The following is a 22,298-nucleotide window of genomic DNA, read 5'->3' on the forward strand; positions in this document are numbered from 1 at the left end:
AAGCCGCGGGCGGATGTGACGATGGAGCATGCTGACCATCGACCTGGCGCGACGGCTCTCGGATGCCGGCCTCGCATGGGTGCCCGCGTCCGGGGACCGGTTCCTCGTCCCCGTCGACGGGATGGAGGAGGACGTCTTCGTCATCAGCGACCTCACGGTCGACGTCCACCACTTCAAGACCGGCGACGTCATCGGCTTCAACGGCACGACGGAGTGGGCGCTGGACAGCGTCGAGCAGGCCAAGGTCGTCTGGCTGCCACGCGAGGACCAGCTGCGAGAGGTCCTCGGCGCGAGCTTCGTCACGCTCGAGCGGCTCGAGGGCGGGTATGCCGTGTCCGTCGTGGACGCCGACGGCGAGATCGAGCGGCACGCCGACATCGATGCCGAGCGTGCGTATGCCCGGGCGGTCATCGCCCAGCTGGAGGCCTCTGCGCCGGAGGGGGAGCGCAGCGCCTAGGGTCCGCCGCAGACCGTCACGCAGGGCGCCAGCCGGCGATCGACATGACCGCGACGTTGCTCGCATCGGCGAGGGCCGTGTCGGCATCGGCCGCGAGGTCGCGCAGCAGCATGCCGCGGCTGGTGGCCGTGCCGGCGTCGAGGCCGCCCGAGCCCAGCGAGGTGAGGTCGGCCGTGCGGTGCGCGAGACGGGACAGGTTCGCGGCGAGTGCCATGATCCGAAGGGCACGGGCTGAGGTCGCGGACGGGATGCCCCAGAGCGCCGTGTCCAGGTCGGCGTGCGCCTCGGCCCGGGCCTCGTGGCCCCACGGGTGGCCGCCGACCTGCTCGAAACGCACCGTGTGCTCGCGCACCCGGGTCATCAGCTGACGCTCGATGTCGCGCAGGTCGAGCATCTCCATGCGGTGACGCGGCATCGGATCGGCCTCGTAGGCGGTCCAGTCCGCACGCACCCCGAGGTCGCCCTCCGGGCCGAACTGCGAGAGCGTCGGCACGAGCACGCCACCGATGCCGGCGACGAAGACGCATTCGCCGGAGTCCGCGGCGTGCGCCGTCGCCGCGTACGAACCACGCGGCATACGGCTGACGTCGCCGGGTCGGGGGAGTGCGACGAACAGCGCCCGCTCACCCAGGTCGCGCCAGACGTCGAGACGGGCCAGGTCACCGGCGACGTGGTCGAGGTCGGGGAAGGCTCGCTGCAGCGCGTCGGGGGTGCCGAGGTCGCCGCGCCACGACGCCGTCACCCACAGCGCGAGGCGTACGGAGGCAGGCAGCTCGGACACCACGCCATCGTAGGGTGAGCCGCGTCGGCAGCCAGGGGACCGTGCCATAAGGTCGAGCCATGAGCGACGTCCTCGCCTTCGCCGGAGTCACCGTACGCCGCGGTGTCTCGACGCTCCTCGACGACGTCTCGTGGGAGGTGGAGGAGGGCGAGCGCTGGGTCGTGCTCGGCGCCAACGGTGCCGGCAAGACGACGCTCCTGCAGGTCGCCGCTGCGCGGATGCACCCCACGACAGGGGTCGCCGGCATCCTCGGCGAGGTGCTCGGCGCGGTCGACGTCTTCGAGCTGCGTCCGCGCATCGGGCTCGCGAGCTCCTCGATGGCCGAGCGCATCCCGGGTGACGAGCTCGTGGGCAACGTCGTCGTCACCGCCTCCTACGGCATCATCGGCCGGTGGCGTGAGACATACGACAACATGGACTACGTGCGGGCGATGGAGCTGCTCAAGGCCCTCGGCGCCGACCACCTCGCCGACCGCGCCTTCGGCACCCTCAGCGAGGGCGAGCGCAAGCGCGTGCAGATCGCCCGGGCCCTCATGACCGACCCCGAGCTCATGCTCCTCGACGAGCCCGCCGCCGGTCTCGACCTCGGCGGCCGCGAGGACCTCGTGCGCCGCCTCGGTGACCTCGCGGGCGACACGGAGGCCCCGGCGATGGTCCTCGTCACGCACCACGTGGAGGAGATCCCGCCGTCGTTCACCGACGTGCTCATGATCCGCGACGGCAAGGTCGTCGCCGCCGGCCCGATCCCGCTCACCCTTACTGCCGACAACCTCAGTGCGACGTTCGGGCTCCCGCTCGTCCTCGAGCGGTACGGCGACCGGTGGTCCGCGCGCGCCGAGTCCTGATCGCAATCTCCCGGTGCCCGTGATCCGTAGGTGCTCAAAGGGAACTGAGGCAGAATCGACAACGTCACAGGCGTGACGCACGAGACGTCGGTGTCTTCCCGGCGCCGGCTCGACGAGACGGGGTAGATGGTGTTCGAGGGCTACGCGTGGCTGGTCTGGCTGGGGGTGGCGCTCGTCCTCGTCGCCATCGAGGCCGCCACGGTCGACCTCACCTTCCTCATGCTCGCCGGTGGTGCCGTCGGCGGGTCCGTGGCGGCGGCCTTCGGGGCGCCGCCCGTCGTCCAGGCGATCGTCGCGGCCCTCGTCGCCGTCGCGCTGCTCGCTGTCGTGCGCCCGTGGCTGAAGAAGCGCTTCCAGGCCAACACGCCTCAGCAGCTCATGGGGGCGGCCGCCAACGTCGGGCGGTCAGCCGTCGCGCTCGACCGCGTCACCCCCGCGGGCGGCACGGTCAAGCTCGCCGGCGAGACCTGGTCGGCACGCACCCTCAGGGACAGCATCGAGCCGGGTGAAGAGGTGGTCGTCGACTCCATCGACGGCGCCACCGCCGTCGTCAGCCGCGCTCGCCTCGTCGGCGACTGACGCCGACAACGTCCTGGCCGACCGGTCCGGACCAGACCACACGCGTCCTCGGGGGCGCGCCAGAGCAGGGAGTAGGCCGTGGACCCGGTACTCATCATCCCGATCCTCATCGTTATCGTGGCCATCATCGTGGTGCTCCGCACCGTGCGGATCGTCCCGCAGCAGACGGCCCAGATCGTCGAGCGGCTCGGCAGCTACAACAAGACCCTGACGGCCGGCATCCACTTCCTGGTGCCGTTCGTCGACAAGGTCAGGGCCAACATCGACCTGCGCGAGCAGGTCGTCTCGTTCCCGCCCCAGCCGGTCATCACCTCCGACAACCTCGTCGTGAGCATCGACACCGTCATCTACTACTCCGTCATCGACGCCAAGTCCGCGGTCTACGAGATCGCCAACTTCATCCAGGGCATCGAGCAGCTGACGGTCACGACCCTGCGAAACGTCATCGGTTCGCTCGACCTCGAGCAGACGCTGACGAGCCGCGACCAGATCAACGGTCAGCTGCGCGGCGTCCTCGACGAGGCCACCGGCAAGTGGGGCATCCGCGTAAACCGCGTCGAGCTCAAGGCGATCGACCCGCCACACTCCGTGCAGGACTCGATGGAGAAGCAGATGCGCGCCGAGCGTGACCGTCGCGCCGCGATCCTCACGGCCGAGGGCGTCAAGCAGTCCGCCATCCTCACGGCCGAGGGCGAGAAGCAGAGCCAGATCCTGCGTGCCGAGGGCTCGGCCCAGGCCCGCATCCTCGAGGCCCAGGGCCAGGCGCGCGCCATCCAGCAGGTCTTCTCCGCGATCCACCGCGGCAAGCCGACGCAGAAGCTCCTCGCCTACCAGTACCTCCAGGTGCTGCCCCAGATCGCGCGGGGCGACGCGAACAAGATGTGGATCGTGCCCTCCGAGCTGACCGACGCACTGAAGGGCATCGGCAACGCCCTCGGCGGCAACGACACCCGTCCCACCGACGACGAGGACGAGACGTGGGTGCAGACGACGGACGCCGAGGAGGACGCCTTCGCAGAGACGATCCTCGAGGACTCCGCCAAGGCCCTCGCCGAGGCGCGGGGTCAGGCGGCGGCCGCCAGCGCCGAGTCCACGGAGCACGCTGCGCCCATCGGACGCCAGCAACCGTCGATCCGGCCCAGTGGCGCCGACGTGCCCCCGCCGCCGGCCGCCGCGCCCCCGGCCGCTCCGGTCGAGCTCCCGGACGCGCCGCCGCAGCCGCCCGAGCATCGCTGACGGAGACGCGCTGACGGACCGGCGCTGACGGACCACAAGAACGACACCCGGTCACCCTCTGTAGGGTGACCGGGTGTCGTTCTGGTCCGCCGTCGCCGTCGCACTGGCCGGGACCGGGGCGGGCATCATCAACACCATCGTCGGGTCCGGCACGCTCATCACGTTCCCGACCTTGCTGTTCTTCGGGGTGAACCCGCTCGCGGCCAACGTCTCGAACAACATCGGCCTCGTGGCCGGCGGCGTGACCGGGTCGTGGGGCTACCGACACGAGCTCGACGGACAGGCCTCGACCCTGCGTCGGCTCATGCCGCTGTCGTTCCTCGGGTCCGTGGTGGGCGCGGCACTGCTGCTGGTCCTGCCGCCGAGCGCCTTCCGGGCGATCGTCCCGGTGCTCATCCTCGTCGCGCTCGTGCTCGTCGTGGCAGGGCCGCGCATCCTGGCCAGAGCCCACCCCGAGGGGGACGACGTGCCCGAGCCGCGGTGGCACGTGCCCGCGATCGCGGTGGGTGTCTTCGTCGCAGGCGTCTACGGCGGCTACTTCGGCGCAGCCCAGGGCGTGCTGCTGATGGGCCTGTTCAGTGCCCTGAGCCTGGAGTCGCTGCAGCGACTCAACGGCTACAAGAACGTCCTGGCCCTCGTCGTGAACGTCGTCGCTGCGGCCGTCTTCGTGCTCTTCGCGCGTGAGCACATCGACTGGCTCATCGTGCTGCTCATCGGCGGTGGCGCCTTCCTGGGGGGCATCATCGGCGCCCGGATCGGGCGGCGCATCCCTCCGAACGCCCTGCGCGCCGTCATCATCGCGATCGGCCTCCTCGCGATCGTCAAGCTCGTCTGGTTCCCCTGAGGCAACCTCGCCCCCGGTCGCGACGGCACCGCGACGGCACCGCGACGGCACCGTGGCGGACGACGCTGCGGCCGGCACTACCCTGACGGACGTGCCGATCGAGATCACCGACCCCGCAGACCCGAGACTGGCCGACTACGTGTCGTTGACGGACGTGGTTCTGCGTCGGCGCACGGAGCCCGAGCGTGGCCTCTACATCGCCGAGAGCCAGAAGGTGATCCGGCGCGCGCTGCGGGCCGGGCACCGGCCGCGCTCCTATCTCATGGCGCGCCGGTGGCTGGACGACCTGGCCGACATCGTCGCCGACGCCGAGGCCGCCCAGATCCCTGTCTACTACGGCGAGCACGACGTCATCGAACGACTGACCGGCTTCCACCTCCATCGTGGCGCGCTGGCCGCGATGCAGCGCCCCGTCCTGCCCGACGTGCGTTCCCTGCTCGAGGGCGCGCGCCGCGTCGTCGTCCTGGAGGACGTCGTCGACCACACGAACGTGGGAGCCGTCTTCCGTAGCGCGGCCGCACTCGGCGTTGACGCCGTCCTCATCACCCCGCGGTGCGCGGACCCGCTGTACCGTCGCTCGATCCGGGTCTCGATGGGCACGGTGTTCCAGGTGCCGTGGACTCGGATCGACCCGTGGCCCAAGGGGATCGACCTGCTGCACGAGGCCGGCCTCACAGTTGCAGCGATGGCGCTGTCGGACGACTCCGTGTCGCTGGACGCACTGGAGACCGAGCCGCCGGAGCGCCTTGCGCTCGTGGTCGGCACCGAGGGGGACGGCCTGTCGCATCGCACCGTTGCGGATGCGGACCTGACGCTGCGCATCCCGATGGCCGGCGGCGTGGACTCCCTCAACGTCGCGGCGGCGAGTGCCGTCGCCATGTGGGCGCTCCGCGCGCGCTGAACCCACCCGGGGGAGGGCTCAGGGTCGGACGAGTCGGTCGAGGAGCCGTTGCAGCTCGGTGGCGGGATCGTCGCACAGCCCGCCGTGCACGGGGCCCGGCTGCACGACCGTCGACCGTGGTGCGATGATCCAGCCGAAGCGCTGGCCCGGCTTGTCGAGGGTGGGCAGCCCTCGCCCGGTCTCGCCGCGGCACACCGCCCGTACGCGCTCGAGCATCGAGCGCACACCGTCGAGGTCGCACGTCGGGGCCAGCGCCGCGGCGCGCGACTCGTCGAGCTCCCACGCCGCGTCGAGGAACCCGGCGTCCTGTGAGTAGAGCACGACGCCGACGTTGATGAACTCCTCACGGTCCACGCGTGGCACGAGCCGTAGGAGGACGTACTGGTACCCGTTCACGCGGCGACTCCCATCGGTACCCACGTGAGGGGCCCGTCGAGACGCGCGCGCAGCATCTCGGCGTATGCCGTGCGCACCGCGCGTGCGTCGGCGAGGAAGGGCGTCGGTTCGATCCACTCATCCGGCACGTCCGCCAGGACCGATGCGACTGCCTCGGGGGTCACGAGTGCGGCGAGCTCGTCGTGGCGACGGCCGACGTCACCGGCGACGTCACGCAGGACGTGCCTGCTCGCGTCGAACGGCTGCGCCGCGAACCGTTCGGGAGCGGGTGCCTTGCCCGGCCACGAGTGGTGGAAGTAGAGCGCGGCGCCGTGGTCGATGGTCCACGTGCGGCCGTGCCAGACCAGCAGGTTCGGGTTGGACCAGGTGCGGTCTACGTTGGCCGTCAGGGCGTCGAGCCAGATGATCCGTTCGGCGAGGTCGGCGTCCGGCGGGCGTGACCCGTCGTAGCCGAGTGAGCCGGGCAGGAAGTCGACGCCGAGGTTGGTGCCGACGGAGGCCGTGAGCAGGTCCTGGACCTCCTCGTCGGCCTCGTACTTCGCGATGCGCGGGTCGAGCCGGACGACGGCCAGGTCCGGCACGGGCACCTCGAGCAGGCGGGCGATCCCGGCGACGACCACCTCGGCGACGAGGACCTTGAGCCCCTGGCCGGCGCCGCGGAACTTGAGGACGTACGTCCCGTCGTCGTCCGCCTCGACGATGCCCGGCAGCGAGCCACCCTCCTTGAGCGGCGTCACGTAGCGGGTGGCGGTCAGCTCGGGAAGCACGCGGTCAGCCTAGTGGCCGCTCCCGGTCGAGCACCGTGGCCCGGCCCCACAGCCTGCCGAGCAGCGTCGCCGTCGCCCCGTAGAGACACGCGAACGCCACGAGCGGCCACCACGCGAGCCCGGTCGCGGGCAGCACGATCGCGCCGAGCGCCGCGGCGGCCACCATGCCGGCGTTGTAGACGACGTCGTACGCCGAGAAGGCGCGTCCGAGGAGGTGGTCGTCGACGTGCGCCTGCATGAGGGAGTCGACGGTGATCTTGACGCACTGCGATGTGAACGAGACGACGAACGCCACCGCGATGATGCTCCACGGCGTGAGGAACGGGCCCAGCACCGCGCAGACGAGCGCCCCGATCGCAAGCATGCGGCCGGCATACGGCACGGCGGTGAGGCGGGGCGCGAGCCACGGTGTGACGAAGGCGGCCGAGGCGAAGCCCACGGCGGAGGCGCCGGCCGCGATGCCGAAGCCCACCGGCCCGTGTCCGCCCTCGAAAGGACCACGGAAGAGCAGCAGCGTCTGGAGCAGCAGGAACCCGAAGGGGAGCCGGGTCACGAACACCAGCACGAGCAGCAGGCGCGCCTTGCGCGGCAGGGTGCGGACCGCCTCGACGAGGCCCGCCACGACGGACCGTGAGATCTGGCCCAGCGATGGTGCCCCGCTCGTGTCGTCGGGCCCGATGAGAGGTAGACGCGTCGCCGCCCAGGCGGCGACGAGCACGCCGCACACCGCGAGGAGCACGTCGACGACGTCGCTGCCGCCGAGGGCGCGCACGCCCGTGCCGACGGCTCCGCCCAGAAGGTACGCGAGCGAACCGCAGGTCGGCGCAACGGAGTTCGCGCTGACCAGCTGGTCCCGCGTCACGACGTGCGGCATCGCGGCAGCGAGGCCGGCGAGGATGAAGCGGTTGACGGAGAACACGAGCAGGACGAGCGCGAAGAAGGCCGGGCCCGTCTCCGCGCCGGTGACCAGTCCCGTGACGCCGAGGATCGCCGCCGCCCGGACGAGCTGGCTGACGACGAGGACCCGGCGACGGGGCCAGCGGTCGAGCAGCACTCCGACGAAGGGACCGAGGGCCGTGTAGGGGAGCAGGACGATCGCGAACGCGATGGCGATGCCGCGCGCGTCAGCCGCCTTCTCGGGGTTGAAGAGCACGTGGCTGGCCAGTGCGACCTGGAAGATGCCGTCGCTGAACGACGACGTGACGCGGCTGACGAACAGGCGCCGGAATCCGCGGCCCCGGAGCAGGGTCCACAGGGCGCGCAGGAAGGTCACGCGGCACAGCGTACGGTCAGGCAGTCCGCGCGAGGGAGGAGGGCGTCAGCGGGCCAGGCGTCCGATGAGGGCCGCGGCGCAGACGATCCCGGCGACCGCACTGCCGACGAGGACTCCGGCGTCGACCCAGTAGTTCGTCGGCGTGCCGAGCAGCAGCCCGCGCAGGGCGGACACCTCGTAGGTGAGGGGGTTGACGTGGCTGATGACCTTGAGCCAGCCCGGCATCATCTCGATGGGGTACAGCGCGTTCGAGGCGAAGAAGAGCGGCATGGTGATGGCCTGCCCGATACCCATGAGCCGGTCGCGGCGCAGGGCGACGCCGGCGATGCTGAGCGACAGGCAGGAGAAGAACGCCGCACCGAGCATGACGACGACCAAGACACCGAGCAGCCGCAGCGGGTTCCACGTCAGGGCGACTCCCATGACGGCGGCGACGACGATGACGATGACGGCCTGAGCCACGGACCGGACTCCCGCCGCGAACGCCTTGCCGGCCACAAGAGCGGCACGCGGCGTCGGCGTCACCAGCAGCTTCGTCAGCACGCCGGCATCGCGCTCCCAGATGATCTGGATGCCGTAGAAGATCGCGACGAACAGGGCCGACTGCGCGATGACCCCCGGCGCGAGGAAGTCGAGGTACGGGATGTCGCCCGTCGGGATGGCTCTGACCCGGCTGAAGGTGGTGCCGAAGATGACGAGCCAGAGGACCGGCTGGACGGCGCGGGTGACGAGCTCGCTGCGGTCGTGGCGAAGCTTCTGCAGCTCGACGAGGCAGAACGTGCCGATGCGCGCGACGAGCAGCCCGGCCCGCGAGCGGGTCTGCCGGTCAGCCCAGACGGCGGGCGGTTCGACGCGTGGCTCGGACACCGCGCAGGCCTCCCTTCTCGGCGTCGGCCTCGTCGAGGGTCTCGCCGGTGTGGTGCCGGAAGACGTCCTCCAGGGTTGCGTGGACGCCCGCCGCCGCCTTGAGGTCGTCGGGCGCGCCGAGGGCACGCAGGGCGCCCTTGTGCATGAGCGCGACGCGGTCGCAGAGCGCGTCGGCCTCCTCCAAGTAGTGCGTCGTGAGCAGGACCGTCATGTCGTGGTCCCTCTGCATCTGCGCGACCCGACGCCACACGCTGTCACGCGCGACGGGGTCGAGCCCCACGGTCGGCTCGTCCAGCACGAGCAGCGCCGGGCGGTTGACGAGTGCCTGCGCGAGCTCGAGACGGCGGACCATCCCCCCGGAGTACGTCGACGCGAGCCGCGACTGGTCGCCGCGGAGGTTGACCATGTCGAGCACCTCGTCGACGCGTGCGTTCCGCTCGCGCCGCGGCACGTCGAAGAGCCGGGCGAACCACTCGACGTTCTCGCGGCCCGTCAAGTCACCCTCGATCGAGAGCTGCTGCGGCACGTAGCCGATCAGGCGCCGCACCAGCATGGCGTGGGTGCGCACGGAGCGCCCGAAGATCGCGACGTCGCCGGCCTGGAGCGGCAGCAAGGTGTTGAGCAGGCGGATCGTGGTCGTCTTGCCGGCGCCGTTGGGCCCGAGCAACCCGAAGCACTCACCCGGCTCGATCGCCAGGGCCAGGTCGTCGACCGCGCGGTGCGACCCGAAGCTGTAGGACAGCCCTCGGATGTCGACGGCCGACGTCACGGCCGCATCACCGGCTCGGGCTCGGCACGCGGCCCTGACCCATCGGACTCGTGGACGACGGCGTCGGTCGGCTCAAGCAGGTCGGCGGCGATGCGGGCGATCGTCGGGAGGGCCGCCGCAAGGCGTGAGCGCTCCGCACTGGTGAGGCCCGCCAGCGCGCTCGCGGTCGCCTGGGCGCGTCGGTCCCGCCACTGCTCGAGCCCGCTCCGGGCCGACGGGGTCAGGTCCAGCCTGGCCACCCTGCGGTCCTGGTCGTCGCGCTCGCGCTCGAGCACCCCGAGTGCGAGGAGCTGCCCGACGAGCGTCGAGACCGTGTTGGGAGCGAGGCCCAGCACGCGTGCCGCCTCGGCGACCGCGACGCCGGGGTTGCGTCGCACGACGCGCACCAGCTCCAGCTGCGCACCTGAGAGCGCCAGCTCGGGCAGGGGAGCGCCCACGAGACGCCGCGACCGGCGCCGGAGCAGCCCGATCACGTCGTAGAGGTCGTCGGCCAGGTCCACCACGCTGTCATCGTCCACGCTCGAAGATTACGTCTGTCGCAGAGGTGTGGCTAGCTGCGAGACCGATTCGGCAGACGTCCAGCCGCGGCCGCGCGCGTGGTGCGACCTCAGGGAACGAGAAGACCCCCGGGCTCCTGACCTGCAGGAACCCGGGGGTCTCGTGGTGTCGAGGGGGGGACTTGAACCCCCACGCCCGTTAAGGGCACTAGCACCTCAAGCTAGCGCGTCTGCCATTCCGCCACCCCGACAAGGTGTGCAAAGGGCTCCTGGGAAACCCTTGCGGCGAGGCGAAACGTTAGCACGGAGGCCGACCAAAAGACCAAACGGCAGGTCCTGCCGGCCCAGCCCTGCGACCGCCCCGCACGGACGACGGGCGGCCGTGGCGGCATACGCTGATCCGCATGAGCCACGACGACGCAGACCGGTCCGTGAACCCCGCACCGACCCCGGAGGACGAGGTAGCGCGGATCTGCGCCGAGCTCATCCGCATCGACTCGTCCAACTACGGGGACGGGTCCGGCCCGGGGGAGCGCAAAGCGGCCGAGTACGTCATGAACGAGCTCGCCGAGGTCGGCCTCGAGGGCACCCTTCTCGAGAGCGAGCCGGGCCGCGCCACTGTCGTCGTGCGGCTGGAAGGGAAGGACTCGTCCCGACCCGGGCTCGCCGTCCACGGCCACCTCGACGTCGTCCCGGCGAATGCGGCCGACTGGCAGGTCGACCCGTTCGCTGCCGAGGAGCGCGACGGCTGCATCTGGGGTCGGGGTGCGGTCGACATGAAGGACATGGACGCCATGATCCTTGCGAACATCCGACACTTCGCCCGCTGCGGCACGAAGCCCGCGCGCGACACGACCTTCGTGTTCTTCGCCGACGAGGAGGCCGGCGGCACGTTCGGCAGCCACTGGCTCGTCGACCACCACCCGCATTGGTTCGAGGGCGTCACCGAGGCGATCAGCGAGGTCGGCGGCTTCAGCGTCACGGTGCCGACAGCCCAGGGTGACCAGCGCGCGTACCTCCTCCAGACCGCCGAGAAGGGCATCGCCTGGCTGCGTCTGCACGCCCACGGTCGTGCCGGGCACGGCTCGGTCCCGAACGACGAGAACGCGATCGTCCGCCTCGCGGCCGCGATCGGCCGGATCGCCGCCCACGAGTGGCCGCGCGAGTACATCGCGTCGGTGCGCGAGCTGCTCGACTCGCTCGGCACGATGAGCGGCATCTCCTCCGCGGGCGATGACCTCGAGCCCCTCCTCGCGGCCCTCGGCGGTGCCCAGGGCTTCGTGCGCGGCACGCTGCGCGACACCGCCAACGTGACGATGCTCGAGTCGGGGTACAAGCACAACGTGATCCCACAGTCCGCGACGGCTGCCGTCGACTGCCGCTTCCTGCCGGGCCACGAGGACGTCCTCATGGACACGATCCGAGAGCTCGCCGGCGAGCACGTCGAGGTCGAGGTCGTCCACCGCGACGTCGCCCTGGAGGCGCCCTTCTCGGGCGACCTCGTGGAGGCGATGAAGCAGTCGCTGCTGCGCGAGGACCCGACCGCAGCCGTCCTGCCGTACTGCCTCTCCGGGGGCACCGACAACAAGGCGCTCGGTCGTCTGGGCATCAACGGCTACGGCTTCGCCCCCCTTCGCCTGCCTGCCGACCTGGACTTCGCGCCGATGTTCCACGGCATCGACGAGCGCGTCCCGGTCGACTCGCTGCGCTTCGGGGCGCGGGTGCTCCGCGACTTCCTGCGAACCTGCTGACCAGCCCGGCCGGCGTCAGGCCGTGCGTTCGACGCGCATGATCCTGCGGCGCAGCCACATCCGCCGCACCCCGCCCTCGTAGATCACGGTCCGGGCGAGCTCCCAGCGGCCGTACTCGGCGTGCTCACGCACCGCCTGCCGCGCCTGGGCCTTGGACGTGTGGCGGTCGAACGTCAGGACCCGGTACTCGTAATCCGTCATCGCGATCCATTCTGGCACCAACCGTGACAGCAAAGAGACCGTATGCCGTGTGTCGGCGTCAGGTCGTCACGGTACCGTCGAGGCGTCATCCGACCGCCGCCGCCAACCGCCAGGTGCTGCGGCGCGTCGTGCAGGGGGAACCGCCTGGCCCAGCCCGGCGTCGAGGGCCCAGGAGGTCACACACATGAAATGGAACATCCGCCGTACCGCGGCAGCGGTCATCGTCCTTCCGGCCGTGCTCGGCATCGCCGCCTGCGGGAAGAGCGAGACCCCCGCCCCCGCGGGCCAGACCCAGTCCAGCGGCGCCACCACGACGAGCGAGGCCCCGGCTGCCGGACAGCCGTACAAGGACAAGGCGTCGTTCGTCGCCGCGATGAAGGCCGCCGGCAAGAATGCGACGACGGCGCACGTCACGATGGCCATGGACGCCGCCGGCCAGAAGATCAACATCAGCGGTGACACCAAGGTCGACGCGAACAACCCGGCCATGAAGATGAGCATGGACATGGGCTCGTCCATGAAGCTCGACATGATCCTCGTCGGGAAGAAGGTCTACATGAAGGGCTTCCCCGGCATCGCCGCCGGGAAGTGGGCCGTCATCGACAGCAACTCCACGATGGGCAAGCAGCTCTCCGAGGCGCTCGACCAGGCCGACCCGACCAAGATGTACGACCAGTTCGGGGCAGCCCTCACCGACGTGAAGTACGTGGGCGAGGACACCGTCGACGGGGTCAAGGCGTACAAGTACGACCTGACGCTCGACACCAAGGCGATGGCCGACCAGCTGCCCACCGACAGCGGCACCAAGCTGCCCGACACGATCCTCTACACCGCGTGGCTCGACGAGAAGGACCAGCTGCGCAAGGTCACCTTCAAGCTGTCGGGGGTCACGGCGGAGATGACGATGAGCAAGTACGGCGAGCCCGTCGACATCACCGCTCCCGCGGCTGCCGACACCGTCAAGGCGCCGATGTGACGCACCCCGTCCGGCGCGGGTGAACGACCCGCCAACCACGCGTGAACGGTCCCGCAGCGAGCTCGGCTCGCTGCGGGACCGCCACGTTCCGTGGGCGTTTCGCCGTGCCCAATCGGTTCTCTGGTTCGCGTGGGTCGACTACGGTCGATACATGACCGTGGACCCGCGCTCCGCCCTCGAGCAGCTCATCGCCGCCCTCGAGCGCCACTTCGAGGCCGCGAACGCGAGCCGAGACCCAGACCACCCGATGGTGATGGCGGCCGCGCAGGACCTCGCGGAGGCCTTCGACGACTACGACGAGGCGCTCTACGAGGCGACCGAGGTCGCGACCCCGCTCGCGATCTACGGCGACGACTTCGACGGCCACGAGGACGAGGACGGCACGGAGGGGCGCGTCTACGCCGGGCTCGACTCCGACGACTACGTCGAGGACGACGACGAGGACGACGAGGACGACGAGGACGACGAGGACTACGACGACGAGGACGACGACGACGAGGACGACGAGGACGACGAGGACGACGAGGACGACGACATCGACTTCGACGACGACGTCACCGACGGAGCCGGCGCCCGCACCTGAGAGCCGGCTCGTCAGGCGGAGACGTCGTCCAGGGCCGCCACGATCTCCGCCGGCAGCAACAGCTCGAGGCTCGCGAGGGCTGACCGCAGCTGCGCCGAGGTGCGCGCACCGACGATCGGGGCCGCCACGCCCGGGCGGTCACGGACCCATGCGAGCGCGACCTCTGCGGGCTTGGCCCCGAGGCCGCGCGCGGCCATCGTGACCGCATCGGTCACGCGCGTCGTGTGCTCGTCGAGGAATCGCTCGGCGAAGCCGGGGAAGTCGGGCGAGGCCGCCCTCGACCCCGACGGGATGCCGTTGCGGTACTTGCCCGTCAGCACGCCGCGTCCCAATGGCGACCACGGCAGCAGCCCGAAGCCCAGGGCCGTCGCGGCCGGGGCGACCTCGTCCTCGGGGTCACGGCGTACGAGCGAGTACTCGATCTCGTTGGCCACCAAGGGGATCCGCGCCGACTCGAGCAGGCTGAAGGCGCGCGCCGACTGCCACCCGGAGTAGTTGGACACCCCTACGTAGCGGGCCCGGCCCGACGTCGCCGCCCACTCGAGAGCGGACAGCGTCTCGGAGAGCGGAACCTCGTCCGACCACGTGTGCACGAGCCACAGGTCGACGTGGTCGGTGCCGAGGCGGCGCAGCGACGTGTCGAGCTGGGCCATGAGTCCGCGTCGTGACACGTCGACACGCCGCTCGCCCCCGGCCCGGGAGATCCCGGCCTTCGTGCAGATGACGATGTCATCCCGGGGGATCGTGCCGTCGAGCAGGCCACCGAGGATCGTCTCGGCGTCGCCGCCGCCGTAGCCGTATGCCGTGTCGACGAGGTTGCCGCCCGCCTGCACGAAGGCGCGCAGGTGGTCACCGGCCTCGTGACGGTCCACGGCGTTGCCCCACAGCATGGTCCCGAGGGCGAGCGGTGTGACCGTGAGACCGGACGAGCCGAGACGCCTGCGCATGCCCCGAACGGTAGTGGCCCATGTCGCGTCTCGCGCCGCCGCCACGTCGGTCGGGGCGCCGATAGCCTGCGCTCCATGAGGATCGGCGTGAATCTCGGCTACTGGGGACGTGGAACGACGGGGCCTGACCAGGTCGCGGTGGCGCAGGCCGCCGACCGGCTGGGCTACGACAGCGTGTGGGTGGCGGAGGCGTACGGCTCCGACAGTCCGTCGATGCTCGCCTGGGTCGGAGCGCTCACCGAGCACGTCGGCCTCGGCTCGGCGGTGATGCAGATCCCTGCCCGCACGCCGGCGATGACGGCGATGACGGCGGCGACCATCGACACGATGTCCGGTGGGCGTTTCCGGCTCGGACTCGGGGTGTCGGGCCCGCAGGTCAGCGAGGGTTGGCACGGCGTGCCGTTCCGCAGCCCGCTGGCCCGTACTCGCGACTACGTCGAGATCGTGCGGGCCGCGGTGCGCCGCGACACGGTGAGCCATGCCGGTCCCCACTACCCGCTGCCATTGCCCGGAGGCCCCGGCAAGGCGCTCAAGCTGTCGGCGCGGCCCGTGCGGCCCGACATCCCCGTCTACCTCGCCGCCGTGGGGCCGAAGAACCTCGAGCTCACCGGTGAGATCGCGGACGGCTGGCTCGCGATCTTCTTCAGCCCCGACCACGCAGCAGACCTGCTCTCGACGCTCGAGACGGGTCGACGCCGCGGGGCGCGAGGACCTGTCGACGACCCGATGGCCGGTTTCGACGTCGTCGCCACGACCCCGGTCGTCCTCGTGGAGGACGTCGAGGATGCCGCGAACCACGTGCGCGACTACTGCGCCCTCTACATCGGCGGCATGGGCTCGCGTGAGCAGAACTTCTACAACCAGCTCGCGTGCCGGATGGGGTTCGAGGAGGACGCCGCGCGCATCCAGGACCTCTACCTCGCCGGTCGCCACCGCGAGGCGGCAGCGGCGGTGCCACTCGAGTTCATCGACGAGACGGCGCTGCTCGGCTCGCCGGAACGTGTTGCGAAGCGTCTCGGTCGCTACGAGGCCGCCGGCGTCACGACACTCGCGGTCGCGGTCGGCGGGGGTATGACCCGCGACCAGGCGCTCACCACCCTGCAGGTCGTGGCGAGCATCGGGGGCCTCCGGCCTCCCAGCGAACGGTCCGGATAGGGTGCGACATTGTGCCGAGTGGCCGCGGACCCGTCGGGGGAGCGGCCGGTCCCGTCCCCCGCGCAGAAGGCTCACCTGACCCATGCCTGACCTCAGCTACCTCGACGCCGTCATCCTCGGCGTCGTCGAAGGTCTGACCGAGTACCTCCCGGTCTCGTCGACCGGCCACCTGACCATCACGGAGAAGCTGCTGGGGCTCGAGGTGAGCGACCTCGCCGTGACGGCGTACACGGCCGTCATCCAGCTCGGCGCCATCGCGGCGACGCTCCTCTACTTCTTCAAGGACATCGTGCGCTTCGCCGCCGCGTGGTTCCGCGGTCTCCTGAGCCCGGATGCCCGGGAGGACCCCGACTACGGGCTCGCATGGGCCGTCGTCATCGGCTCCCTCCCGGTCGGCGTCGTCGGCTTCGTCGGACGTGACCTCATCTCGGGGCCGCTGCGCAGCCTGTGGGTCGTCGCCGGCGCGCTGGTCGCGTGGAGCGTTGTCATGGTCGCGGCCGAGCGGGTGCACACGCGCTACGAGCGCCGTGGCGAGCTGCGTGGCGAGCACTCGGTGAAGCCCGTCGACGGCATCGTGCTCGGCCTCGTCCAGTGCTTCTCGCTCGTCCCCGGCGTGTCACGCTCGGGCGCGACGATCTCCGCCGGCATCGCCCGCGGCATCGACCGGGTCACGGCCACCCGCCTCAGCTTCTTCCTCGCCATTCCCGCGCTCACGGCCGCCGGGCTCTTCCAGGCGGCCGAGGAGAAGGACGGACTCTCCGCACTCGGCATCGGCCCGGTGGCCGTGGGCCTCGTCGTCGCCTTCGTCGTCGCGTACGCGTCGATCGCGTGGCTGCTGAGGTTCGTCGCGAGCAACAGCCTGCTGCCGTTCGTCTGGTACCGCGTCGTCCTGGGTGTGGTGCTCGCCGGCGTCCTCGCCGCCAACCTCATCACCGCGACCTGACTCTCGGGCACCGGCCGCGGCGCTACAGCCAGCCGGACCGCTTGAAGGCGCGGTAGAGCCCGACGCAGGCCGAGGCCATGACGGCGAGCACGAGGAAGTAGCCGTACTGGAACTCGCCGCTGCCGACGTGGATGCTCGCCGTCAGCTCCGGCATGTGCTCGAAGTTCATCCCGTAGATGCCGGCGATCATCGTCGGCACGGCCGCGATGGCGACCCAGGCCGAGATCCGGCGCATGTCGGCGTTCTGCTTGACCGACACGCTCGCCAGGTGCGCGGAGAGGACATCCGTGAGCAACCGGTCGTAGGACTCGACGTGGTCGTTGATGAGACGCAGGTGGTCGGCGACGTCGCGGAAGAACGGCATGATCTCGTCGGCCAGTGCGCGTCCGCGACCGCGCTCCATGAACTGGGCCAGCGTGTCGGCGAGCGGCTGGCTCGCCCTCCGGAACTCGAGCACCTCACGCTTGAGCCGGTAGATGGTGTTCGCGTCGCCGCCCAGCTCGGAGGCGAAGACCTCCTCCTCGATCTGCTCGAGGTCCTTGCGGACCTCACGGTCGACGACGAGGTAGTTGTCGACGACCGAGTCCATGACGGCGTGCAGCACGGTCATCGGGCCGTGGTCGAGCCGGGCGGCGTCGCCCTCGAGCCGCTGGCGCACGCCTGCGAGCGGGTTGCCCTCCCCGTGGCGCACGGTGACGACGAAATGGTCGCCGATGAAGAGCATCACCTCGCCCGTGACGATGTCGCTCGTGGCATCGACGTAGCGCAGCGTCTTGAGCACGACGAACGTCGACGTCTCGTACTGCTCGATCTTCGCGCGCTGATGCCCGTTGACGGCGTCCTCGACGGCGAGCGGGTGCAGGTGCAGCTCCTCGTTGACGAGGTCGAACTCCTCGTCCGTGGGGTCCTTGAGGCCGATCCACAGGAACCCGTCCTGGGCCAGCCGGAGCACGTCGAGCTCGTCGCTGAGGTCGCCGCATCCCTGGCGTCGGCCGTTGCGGTAGATGGCCTTGTCCACGATCACACCCCCTACTTCACCACGCCCGGCTGGGAGCCGTCGGTTGCTGCCCGTCGACGCGGCGGATGCCGCCCGGCCGGGCTCCGCGTCTAGGCTGGCGGCCGTGCCCACCGTGATCTTCGTGCGCCACGGCCGCTCGAGCGCCAACACAGCCGGCACTCTCGCCGGCTGGATGCCCGGCGTCTTCCTCGACGAGACGGGCGAGGCGCAGGCTGCCGCCGTCGGCCACCGGCTCGCCTCAGCCGTCCTGCCGATCGCCGAGGTCGTCAGCTCCCCGCTCGACCGGTGCCTGCAGACCGCCGACCTGCTCGCCGCCCCGCTCCCGGAGCACGTGCGCCGCAGCGTGCACGCCGGCCTCGGAGAGTGCCACTACGGCGCGTGGACCGGGCGCCCGATCGCCGAGCTGGCGAAGGAGGAGCTCTGGAAGGTCGTGCAGGACCGGCCCAGCGAGGCGCGCTTCCCCGACTCGGCGGCATACCCTGCGGAGTCGATGGTGGAGATGCAGGACCGCGCCCTGCGCGCCGTCCGCGAGATCGACGAGCGGATCCTCGCGGCGCACGGCAAGGACGCCGTCTGGGTGGCCGTCTCGCACGGCGACGTGATCAAGTCGATCCTGTCGCACGCCACGGGAGCACACCTCGACGACTTCCAGCGGATCAACGTCGACCCCGCCTCCGTCAGCGTCGTGCGCTACACGAGCCGCAAGCCGTTCGTGCTGCGGCTCAACGACGTCGGGGGCGACCTCGGCGGGCTGCGGCCGCCCGAGAGGCCCACGGCAGAGGAAGGCGACGCCGTCGTCGGCGGCGGCGCCGGCACGTCCGAGACGCCGGACGTCGTCGGATAGGGTCGACGCATGACGGTCCAGGACTTCGATCCCGCTGACCGGTTCGTCACCGGGACGGTCGGCCCCGCCGGCCAGCGGGCCTTCTACCTGCAGGCGATCTCGGGCCCCGTCGTCGTCACCGTCGCGGTCGAGAAGCAGCAGGTCTCCATCCTCGCCGACCGCATCAACGACGTGCTCGACCAGCTCGCGCCCGCCGCTGCCGTCGAGCCCGGCGAGCCCGGGGGAGCCCCGGAGGACACCGACCCCCTCCAGACGCCGTTCGACGAGGACTGGCGCGTGCAGACGCTGTCGCTCGCCTGGGACGAGGACCGGCAGAAGCTCGTCATCGAGTGCCACGACCACGACCCGGACGAGGTCGACGAGGACACCGACGAGGTCGGCCCGCTCGCACGCAACTCGATCCGCGTGGCGCTGGGCCCGGCGGACGCACGTGCCTTCGCGCGACGCACCAGCGCGCTCGTCGCCGCCGGGCGCCCGCCGTGCCCGTTCTGCGGCAACCCGCTCGACCCCACGGGCCACATCTGCCCGCGGGCCAATGGCTACAAGCGCTGACGCGACCCCGTCGCCGGTCGACCTGACCGGCGAGATCGAGATCCTCGGCCGCATCACCGACTCCTCGAACCTCGCGGTCGTCGCGCGGGTCTCGACACTGCCCGGTGGCCACGTCATCTACAAGCCGGTTCGGGGCGAGCGGCCCCTCTGGGACTTCCCGGACGGCACCCTGGCCGGCCGCGAGGTGGCCGCCTGTGTCGTCTCCGAGCTGGGCGGCTGGGACGTCGTGCCTCCCACGGTGATGCGCGACGGCCCACTGGGCCCGGGGTCGGTGCAGCTGTGGATCGGTGACCCGTTCGACCCCGTGGCCGACGACGTCGTCGTGGACCTCGTGCCCGAGGGGCGCACGCCCGACGGCTGGCGAGCCGTCTTCGACGGCGAGACCCCGGGAGGGGCCGTGACCGTCGTCCACTCCGGCGCCGACGACGTGCGCTCGCTCGTCGTCCTCGACGCGGCGCTCAACAACTCCGACCGCAAGGGGTCGCACTGCCTGCGCGACGGCACCGGGCGGCTGTGGGCCATCGACCACGGGGTGACCTTCTCGCCGACCCCGAAGCTGCGCACGGTGCTGTGGGGTTGGGCGGGGGAGCCCCTCGCCGAGGCCGACGTCGCTCGCCTCACGCGGCTGCGGCGCGCGCTGGCCGAGGACGCGTCCCGCGACCGCCTGCTCGCGCTGCTTCCCGAGGCCGACGTCGACGCCCTCGGGGCCCGGGTCGCCCGGCTCCTCGCCGAGGGCGTGCATCCCTTCCCGAGCCACGACTGGCCGGCGGTGCCCTGGCCGCCCCTCTGACCACGCCGCTGACCGGTCGAAACCTGCGTCCCCACGCCGGGATAGAGTCTGCGCGTGAGAAGCTGGCCGATGCCGTTCATCCCGCAGGTTCCCGGCACTGCACCCGAGGTGCGGGTCCGTGACACGGCATCGGGAGAGCTCGTCCCGGCCGCGCGCAGCGAGGTCGTCACCCTCTACGTCTGCGGCATCACGCCGTACGACGCGACGCACCTCGGTCACGCCGCCACGTACGTCACCTTCGACCTGCTCGGGCGGGTCCTGCGCGACAGCGGCCACGTCGTCCGATACGTCCAGAACATCACCGACATCGACGACCCGCTGCTCGAGCGGGCCGACCGGGACGGCATCGACTGGCGTGACCTCGCGACGCGCGAGATCGCGCTCTTCCGCGAGGACATGACGGCCCTGGCGGTCATCCCGCCCGACGAGTACCTCGGTGCCGTCGAGAGCATCCCGACGTTCGTCGGACCCATCGAGAAGCTCGTCGCCGACGGCTTCGCGTATGCGGTGCCGGCTCCCGACGCGTCACGACAGGGTGCGCACGACTACTACTTCGACGTCTCGATGGACCCGCGTTTCGGGACCGTCAGCCACCTCGACGAGGCGGCCATGCTCGAGGTCTTCGAGGAGCGCGGCGGCGATCCCGGCCGCGAGGGCAAGCGCAACCGGCTCGACGCCCTGCTGTGGCGCGCCCACCGGGAGGGCGAGCCCGCGTGGGACGGCGGCTCGCTGGGGTCCGGGCGGCCCGGCTGGCACATCGAGTGCTCGTGCCTCGCCCTCGACCACCTCGGGGTCCCCGTCGACGTGCAGGGCGGTGGCACCGACCTCATCTTCCCGCACCACGAGATGAGCGCCGCCCACGGCCGCGCGGTCAGCGGCTCGCCCTCCTTCGCCGGTGCCTTCGTGCACCAGGGCATGGTCGGGCTCGACGGCGAGAAGATGAGCAAGAGCAAGGGCAACCTCGTCCTCGTCTCACAGCTGCGCCGCGAGGGCGTGGACCCGATGGCGATCCGCCTGGCCCTCCTCTCACGCCACCACTCGCAGGACTGGATCTGGGACGACGACCAGCTCATGCTCGCGCAGCAGCGGCTCGAGACGTGGCGAAAGTCCTTGTCCGGCAACGGCGGCCCCGTCGCAGACCAGACCGTCGACGACATCCGCGCCGCCCTCGCCGACGACCTCGACAGCCCGCGGGCGATCGAGGCGATCGACCGGTGGGCGAGCCAGGCGTTGACGCGCGGCGGTGACGACCCGGGCGCACCGGGCGTCCTCGGGAGGGCTCTCGACTCGCTGCTCGGGATCCGCATCTAGGTCTGCGGCGCCCGAAGGCCCCCTCGCACCACTGACGGCCCGTGGGACGGGCCACACGGCATACGACCTCGGTGCAGGGTCAGCGGCCGGTCTGGTCGTCGTCGCGGCCGCGCAGGTAGCGCTCGAACTCGCGCGCGATGGCGTCGCCGCTCGCCTCGGGCAGCTCGGCGGTGTCCTGGGCCTCCTCGAGCGACTGGACGTACTCGGCGACCTCCTCGTCGGACTGCGCGAGCTCGTCGACCCCACGCTCCCAGGCACGGGCGTTCTCCTCGAGCTCGCCGTGCGGCACCGTGACGCCGAGCAGCGACTCGATGCGGCGCAGCAGGCTCAACGTCGCCTTCGGGGAGGGCGCCGCGCCGGCGTAGTGCGGGACCGCCGCCCATGCCGACACGGTGGGGATGCCGGCGTCGGTGGCGGTGTGGCTCAGCACGCCGACGATGCCCGTGGGGCCCTCGTAGCGTGAGGCCTCGACGTCGAAGCGGTGGATCGCCGCCTCGTCGTCGGCCGTGGCCGTGACGGGGATCGGCCGGGTGTGCGGCACGTCGGCGAGCAGGGCGCCGATGGTGAGGACGGTCGTCACGCCGAGCTGCTCGGCGAGCTCGAGAAGCTCGATGGAGAAGGCGCGCCAGCGCATGGACGGCTCGATGCCCTGCACGAGGACGACGTCGCGCTCGAAGCCGGTCTCGGTGGCCACGAGGATGCGCGTCGTCGGCCAGGTGAGCATGCGCCGGCCGTCCTCGAGCGAGACACGAGGACGGTTGACCTGGAAGTCGTAGTACTCCTCGGGGTCGAAGGCCGCGACGACCTCTGCGTCCCAGACCTCCGCGAGGTGACGGACGGCACTCGTGGCCGCCTCGCCCGCGTCGTTCCAGCCCTCGAAGGCAGCGATGAGCACCGGATCGTTCAGCTCCGGCACGTCCTCGAACTCCAGCACGTCGACTCCTTCACCGTGGGTGCCCTCGCACCCACCCCTTCAGCCTAGGACCTGCGGGTCGCGGCGCGTCGCAGTTGCCCC

26 protein-coding genes and 1 tRNA gene are annotated in these 22,298 nt (G+C 71.2%); 15 read left to right on the forward strand and 12 right to left on the reverse strand.

The window, feature by feature from the left end:
• Positions 1 to 28 precede the first annotated feature (28 nt).
• Complete coding sequence (locus H9I49_RS19060) at positions 29 to 457, forward strand: pilus assembly protein CpaE (RefSeq protein WP_188031968.1); 429 nt, start codon at positions 29 to 31, stop codon at positions 455 to 457.
• Positions 458 to 473: 16 nt separating this feature from the next.
• Here H9I49_RS19060 and H9I49_RS19065 read toward each other — a convergent pair whose 3' ends face one another.
• Positions 474 to 1,238, reverse strand: a complete 765-nt coding sequence (locus H9I49_RS19065) for a hypothetical protein (protein ID WP_188031969.1) — start codon at positions 1,236 to 1,238, stop codon at positions 474 to 476.
• A 59-nt stretch (positions 1,239 to 1,297) separates the two neighbouring features.
• Here H9I49_RS19065 and H9I49_RS19070 point away from each other — a divergent pair, with 59 nt between their 5' ends.
• From H9I49_RS19070 to H9I49_RS19090, 5 genes are all read left to right on the forward strand, one after another.
• Positions 1,298 to 2,083: an ABC transporter ATP-binding protein gene (locus H9I49_RS19070; RefSeq protein WP_188031970.1), complete on the forward strand. Its 786-nt coding sequence runs from the start codon at positions 1,298 to 1,300 to the stop codon at positions 2,081 to 2,083.
• A 126-nt stretch (positions 2,084 to 2,209) separates the two neighbouring features.
• Positions 2,210 to 2,662 carry an NfeD family protein gene (locus tag H9I49_RS19075; protein WP_188031971.1) on the forward strand — a complete coding sequence of 151 codons (453 nt, stop codon included), beginning with the start codon at positions 2,210 to 2,212 and terminating at the stop codon, positions 2,660 to 2,662.
• 78 nt (positions 2,663 to 2,740) lie between these two features.
• Positions 2,741 to 3,898 carry an SPFH domain-containing protein gene (locus tag H9I49_RS19080; RefSeq protein ID WP_188031972.1) on the forward strand — a complete coding sequence of 386 codons (1,158 nt, stop codon included), beginning with the start codon at positions 2,741 to 2,743 and terminating at the stop codon, positions 3,896 to 3,898.
• Between the two features lie 73 nt (positions 3,899 to 3,971).
• On the forward strand, positions 3,972 to 4,742 hold the full coding sequence (locus H9I49_RS19085) for a sulfite exporter TauE/SafE family protein (protein ID WP_188031973.1): 771 nt from the start codon (positions 3,972 to 3,974) through the stop codon (positions 4,740 to 4,742).
• Between the two features lie 91 nt (positions 4,743 to 4,833).
• Positions 4,834 to 5,643, forward strand: coding sequence for an RNA methyltransferase (locus H9I49_RS19090; RefSeq protein WP_188031974.1), 810 nt, complete (start codon positions 4,834 to 4,836; stop codon positions 5,641 to 5,643).
• An 18-nt stretch (positions 5,644 to 5,661) separates the two neighbouring features.
• On the opposite strand, the gene H9I49_RS19095 is transcribed toward H9I49_RS19090, so the two are convergent.
• The 7 genes from H9I49_RS19095 to H9I49_RS19125 form a co-directional block, all read right to left on the reverse strand.
• Positions 5,662 to 6,039, reverse strand: a complete 378-nt coding sequence (locus tag H9I49_RS19095) for a DUF3037 domain-containing protein (protein WP_188031975.1) — start codon at positions 6,037 to 6,039, stop codon at positions 5,662 to 5,664.
• Complete coding sequence (locus tag H9I49_RS19100) at positions 6,036 to 6,806, reverse strand: HipA family kinase (protein ID WP_188031976.1); 771 nt, start codon at positions 6,804 to 6,806, stop codon at positions 6,036 to 6,038. Before H9I49_RS19100 ends, H9I49_RS19095 begins: the two co-directional genes overlap by 4 nt.
• Positions 6,807 to 6,810: 4 nt before the next feature.
• The gene (locus H9I49_RS19105; RefSeq protein WP_188031977.1) at positions 6,811 to 8,079 is read right to left on the reverse strand and encodes an MFS transporter; all 1,269 of its coding nucleotides are present in this window, start codon (positions 8,077 to 8,079) and stop codon (positions 6,811 to 6,813) included.
• 45 nt (positions 8,080 to 8,124) lie between these two features.
• Entirely contained in the window at positions 8,125 to 8,946 is an 822-nt protein-coding gene (locus H9I49_RS19110; protein WP_188031978.1) for an ABC transporter permease, read from the reverse strand.
• Positions 8,906 to 9,715 (reverse strand): ATP-binding cassette domain-containing protein, encoded by an 810-nt coding sequence (locus H9I49_RS19115; RefSeq protein ID WP_188031979.1) that lies wholly within the window; start codon positions 9,713 to 9,715, stop codon positions 8,906 to 8,908. The genes H9I49_RS19110 and H9I49_RS19115 overlap by 41 nt, the downstream gene beginning before the upstream one ends.
• On the reverse strand, positions 9,712 to 10,233 hold the full coding sequence (locus H9I49_RS19120) for a MarR family transcriptional regulator (RefSeq protein WP_188031980.1): 522 nt from the start codon (positions 10,231 to 10,233) through the stop codon (positions 9,712 to 9,714). Before H9I49_RS19120 ends, H9I49_RS19115 begins: the two co-directional genes overlap by 4 nt.
• A 143-nt stretch (positions 10,234 to 10,376) precedes the next feature.
• Positions 10,377 to 10,463, reverse strand: a tRNA-Leu gene (locus tag H9I49_RS19125).
• 153 nt (positions 10,464 to 10,616) lie between these two features.
• On the opposite strand from H9I49_RS19125, the gene H9I49_RS19130 reads away from it, so the two are divergent.
• Positions 10,617 to 11,963, forward strand: coding sequence for a M20/M25/M40 family metallo-hydrolase (locus H9I49_RS19130; protein ID WP_188031981.1), 1,347 nt, complete (start codon positions 10,617 to 10,619; stop codon positions 11,961 to 11,963).
• Between the two features lie 15 nt (positions 11,964 to 11,978).
• Here the strand turns inward: H9I49_RS19130 and H9I49_RS19135 are convergent, their stop codons facing one another.
• On the reverse strand, positions 11,979 to 12,164 hold the full coding sequence (locus H9I49_RS19135; RefSeq protein WP_188031982.1) for a DUF5703 family protein: 186 nt from the start codon (positions 12,162 to 12,164) through the stop codon (positions 11,979 to 11,981).
• Between the two features lie 184 nt (positions 12,165 to 12,348).
• Here H9I49_RS19135 and H9I49_RS19140 point away from each other — a divergent pair, with 184 nt between their 5' ends.
• Together H9I49_RS19140 and H9I49_RS19145 are read left to right on the forward strand one after the other, a co-directional pair.
• Positions 12,349 to 13,140 carry an LppX_LprAFG lipoprotein gene (locus tag H9I49_RS19140; protein ID WP_188031983.1) on the forward strand — a complete coding sequence of 264 codons (792 nt, stop codon included), beginning with the start codon at positions 12,349 to 12,351 and terminating at the stop codon, positions 13,138 to 13,140.
• Between the two features lie 151 nt (positions 13,141 to 13,291).
• On the forward strand, positions 13,292 to 13,723 hold the full coding sequence (locus H9I49_RS19145) for a hypothetical protein (protein ID WP_188031984.1): 432 nt from the start codon (positions 13,292 to 13,294) through the stop codon (positions 13,721 to 13,723).
• Between the two features lie 11 nt (positions 13,724 to 13,734).
• Here H9I49_RS19145 and H9I49_RS19150 read toward each other — a convergent pair whose 3' ends face one another.
• Positions 13,735 to 14,670 carry an aldo/keto reductase gene (locus H9I49_RS19150; RefSeq protein ID WP_188031985.1) on the reverse strand — a complete coding sequence of 312 codons (936 nt, stop codon included), beginning with the start codon at positions 14,668 to 14,670 and terminating at the stop codon, positions 13,735 to 13,737.
• A 75-nt stretch (positions 14,671 to 14,745) separates the two neighbouring features.
• On the opposite strand from H9I49_RS19150, the gene H9I49_RS19155 reads away from it, so the two are divergent.
• A complete protein-coding gene (locus H9I49_RS19155) occupies positions 14,746 to 15,825 on the forward strand; it encodes an LLM class F420-dependent oxidoreductase (RefSeq protein WP_188031986.1) in 1,080 nt (359 codons plus the stop codon).
• Positions 15,826 to 15,907: 82 nt separating this feature from the next.
• Positions 15,908 to 16,768 (forward strand): undecaprenyl-diphosphate phosphatase, encoded by an 861-nt coding sequence (locus H9I49_RS19160; RefSeq protein WP_188031987.1) that lies wholly within the window; start codon positions 15,908 to 15,910, stop codon positions 16,766 to 16,768.
• Positions 16,769 to 16,790: 22 nt separating this feature from the next.
• Here H9I49_RS19160 and corA read toward each other — a convergent pair whose 3' ends face one another.
• On the reverse strand, positions 16,791 to 17,792 hold the full coding sequence (gene corA, locus H9I49_RS19165; RefSeq protein ID WP_188031988.1) for a magnesium/cobalt transporter CorA: 1,002 nt from the start codon (positions 17,790 to 17,792) through the stop codon (positions 16,791 to 16,793).
• Positions 17,793 to 17,889: 97 nt separating this feature from the next.
• Between corA and H9I49_RS19170 the strand changes: the two genes are divergently transcribed.
• From H9I49_RS19170 to mshC, 4 genes are read left to right on the forward strand one after another with little or no spacing between them, the layout of a single operon-like run.
• Entirely contained in the window at positions 17,890 to 18,630 is a 741-nt protein-coding gene (locus H9I49_RS19170; protein ID WP_188031989.1) for an MSMEG_4193 family putative phosphomutase, read from the forward strand.
• Between the two features lie 9 nt (positions 18,631 to 18,639).
• A complete protein-coding gene (locus H9I49_RS19175) occupies positions 18,640 to 19,182 on the forward strand; it encodes a DUF3090 domain-containing protein (protein WP_188031990.1) in 543 nt (180 codons plus the stop codon).
• Positions 19,166 to 19,972 (forward strand): SCO1664 family protein, encoded by an 807-nt coding sequence (locus H9I49_RS19180; protein ID WP_188031991.1) that lies wholly within the window; start codon positions 19,166 to 19,168, stop codon positions 19,970 to 19,972. Before H9I49_RS19175 ends, H9I49_RS19180 begins: the two co-directional genes overlap by 17 nt.
• A gap of 54 nt (positions 19,973 to 20,026) precedes the next feature.
• Positions 20,027 to 21,283, forward strand: a complete 1,257-nt coding sequence (gene mshC, locus H9I49_RS19185; protein WP_370587661.1) for a cysteine--1-D-myo-inosityl 2-amino-2-deoxy-alpha-D-glucopyranoside ligase — start codon at positions 20,027 to 20,029, stop codon at positions 21,281 to 21,283.
• 79 nt (positions 21,284 to 21,362) lie between these two features.
• Here mshC and H9I49_RS19190 read toward each other — a convergent pair whose 3' ends face one another.
• Positions 21,363 to 22,217, reverse strand: coding sequence for a PAC2 family protein (locus tag H9I49_RS19190; protein WP_188031992.1), 855 nt, complete (start codon positions 22,215 to 22,217; stop codon positions 21,363 to 21,365).
• Positions 22,218 to 22,298: the final 81 nt, after the last annotated feature.

The organism is Terrabacter sp. MAHUQ-38 (assembly GCF_014518425.1).
Taxonomy (GTDB): domain Bacteria; phylum Actinomycetota; class Actinomycetes; order Actinomycetales; family Dermatophilaceae; genus Terrabacter.

Excerpts from the sequence above, each read along its gene's own strand:
- H9I49_RS19180 (WP_188031991.1), top strand. The coding sequence starts at position 19,166 with ATGGCTACAAGCGCTGACGCGACCCCGTCGCCGGTCGACCTGACCGGC.
- H9I49_RS19145 (WP_188031984.1), top strand. The coding sequence starts at position 13,292 with ATGACCGTGGACCCGCGCTCCGCCCTCGAGCAGCTCATCGCCGCCCTC.
- H9I49_RS19075 (WP_188031971.1), top strand. The coding sequence starts at position 2,210 with ATGGTGTTCGAGGGCTACGCGTGGCTGGTCTGGCTGGGGGTGGCGCTC.
- H9I49_RS19155 (WP_188031986.1), top strand. The coding sequence starts at position 14,746 with ATGAGGATCGGCGTGAATCTCGGCTACTGGGGACGTGGAACGACGGGG.
- H9I49_RS19135 (WP_188031982.1), bottom strand. The coding sequence starts at position 12,164 with ATGACGGATTACGAGTACCGGGTCCTGACGTTCGACCGCCACACGTCC.
- H9I49_RS19175 (WP_188031990.1), top strand. The coding sequence starts at position 18,640 with ATGACGGTCCAGGACTTCGATCCCGCTGACCGGTTCGTCACCGGGACG.
- H9I49_RS19070 (WP_188031970.1), top strand. The coding sequence starts at position 1,298 with ATGAGCGACGTCCTCGCCTTCGCCGGAGTCACCGTACGCCGCGGTGTC.
- H9I49_RS19150 (WP_188031985.1), bottom strand. The coding sequence starts at position 14,670 with ATGCGCAGGCGTCTCGGCTCGTCCGGTCTCACGGTCACACCGCTCGCC.
- H9I49_RS19140 (WP_188031983.1), top strand. The coding sequence starts at position 12,349 with ATGAAATGGAACATCCGCCGTACCGCGGCAGCGGTCATCGTCCTTCCG.
- H9I49_RS19160 (WP_188031987.1), top strand. The coding sequence starts at position 15,908 with ATGCCTGACCTCAGCTACCTCGACGCCGTCATCCTCGGCGTCGTCGAA.
- H9I49_RS19130 (WP_188031981.1), top strand. The coding sequence starts at position 10,617 with ATGAGCCACGACGACGCAGACCGGTCCGTGAACCCCGCACCGACCCCG.
- H9I49_RS19060 (WP_188031968.1), top strand. The coding sequence starts at position 29 with ATGCTGACCATCGACCTGGCGCGACGGCTCTCGGATGCCGGCCTCGCA.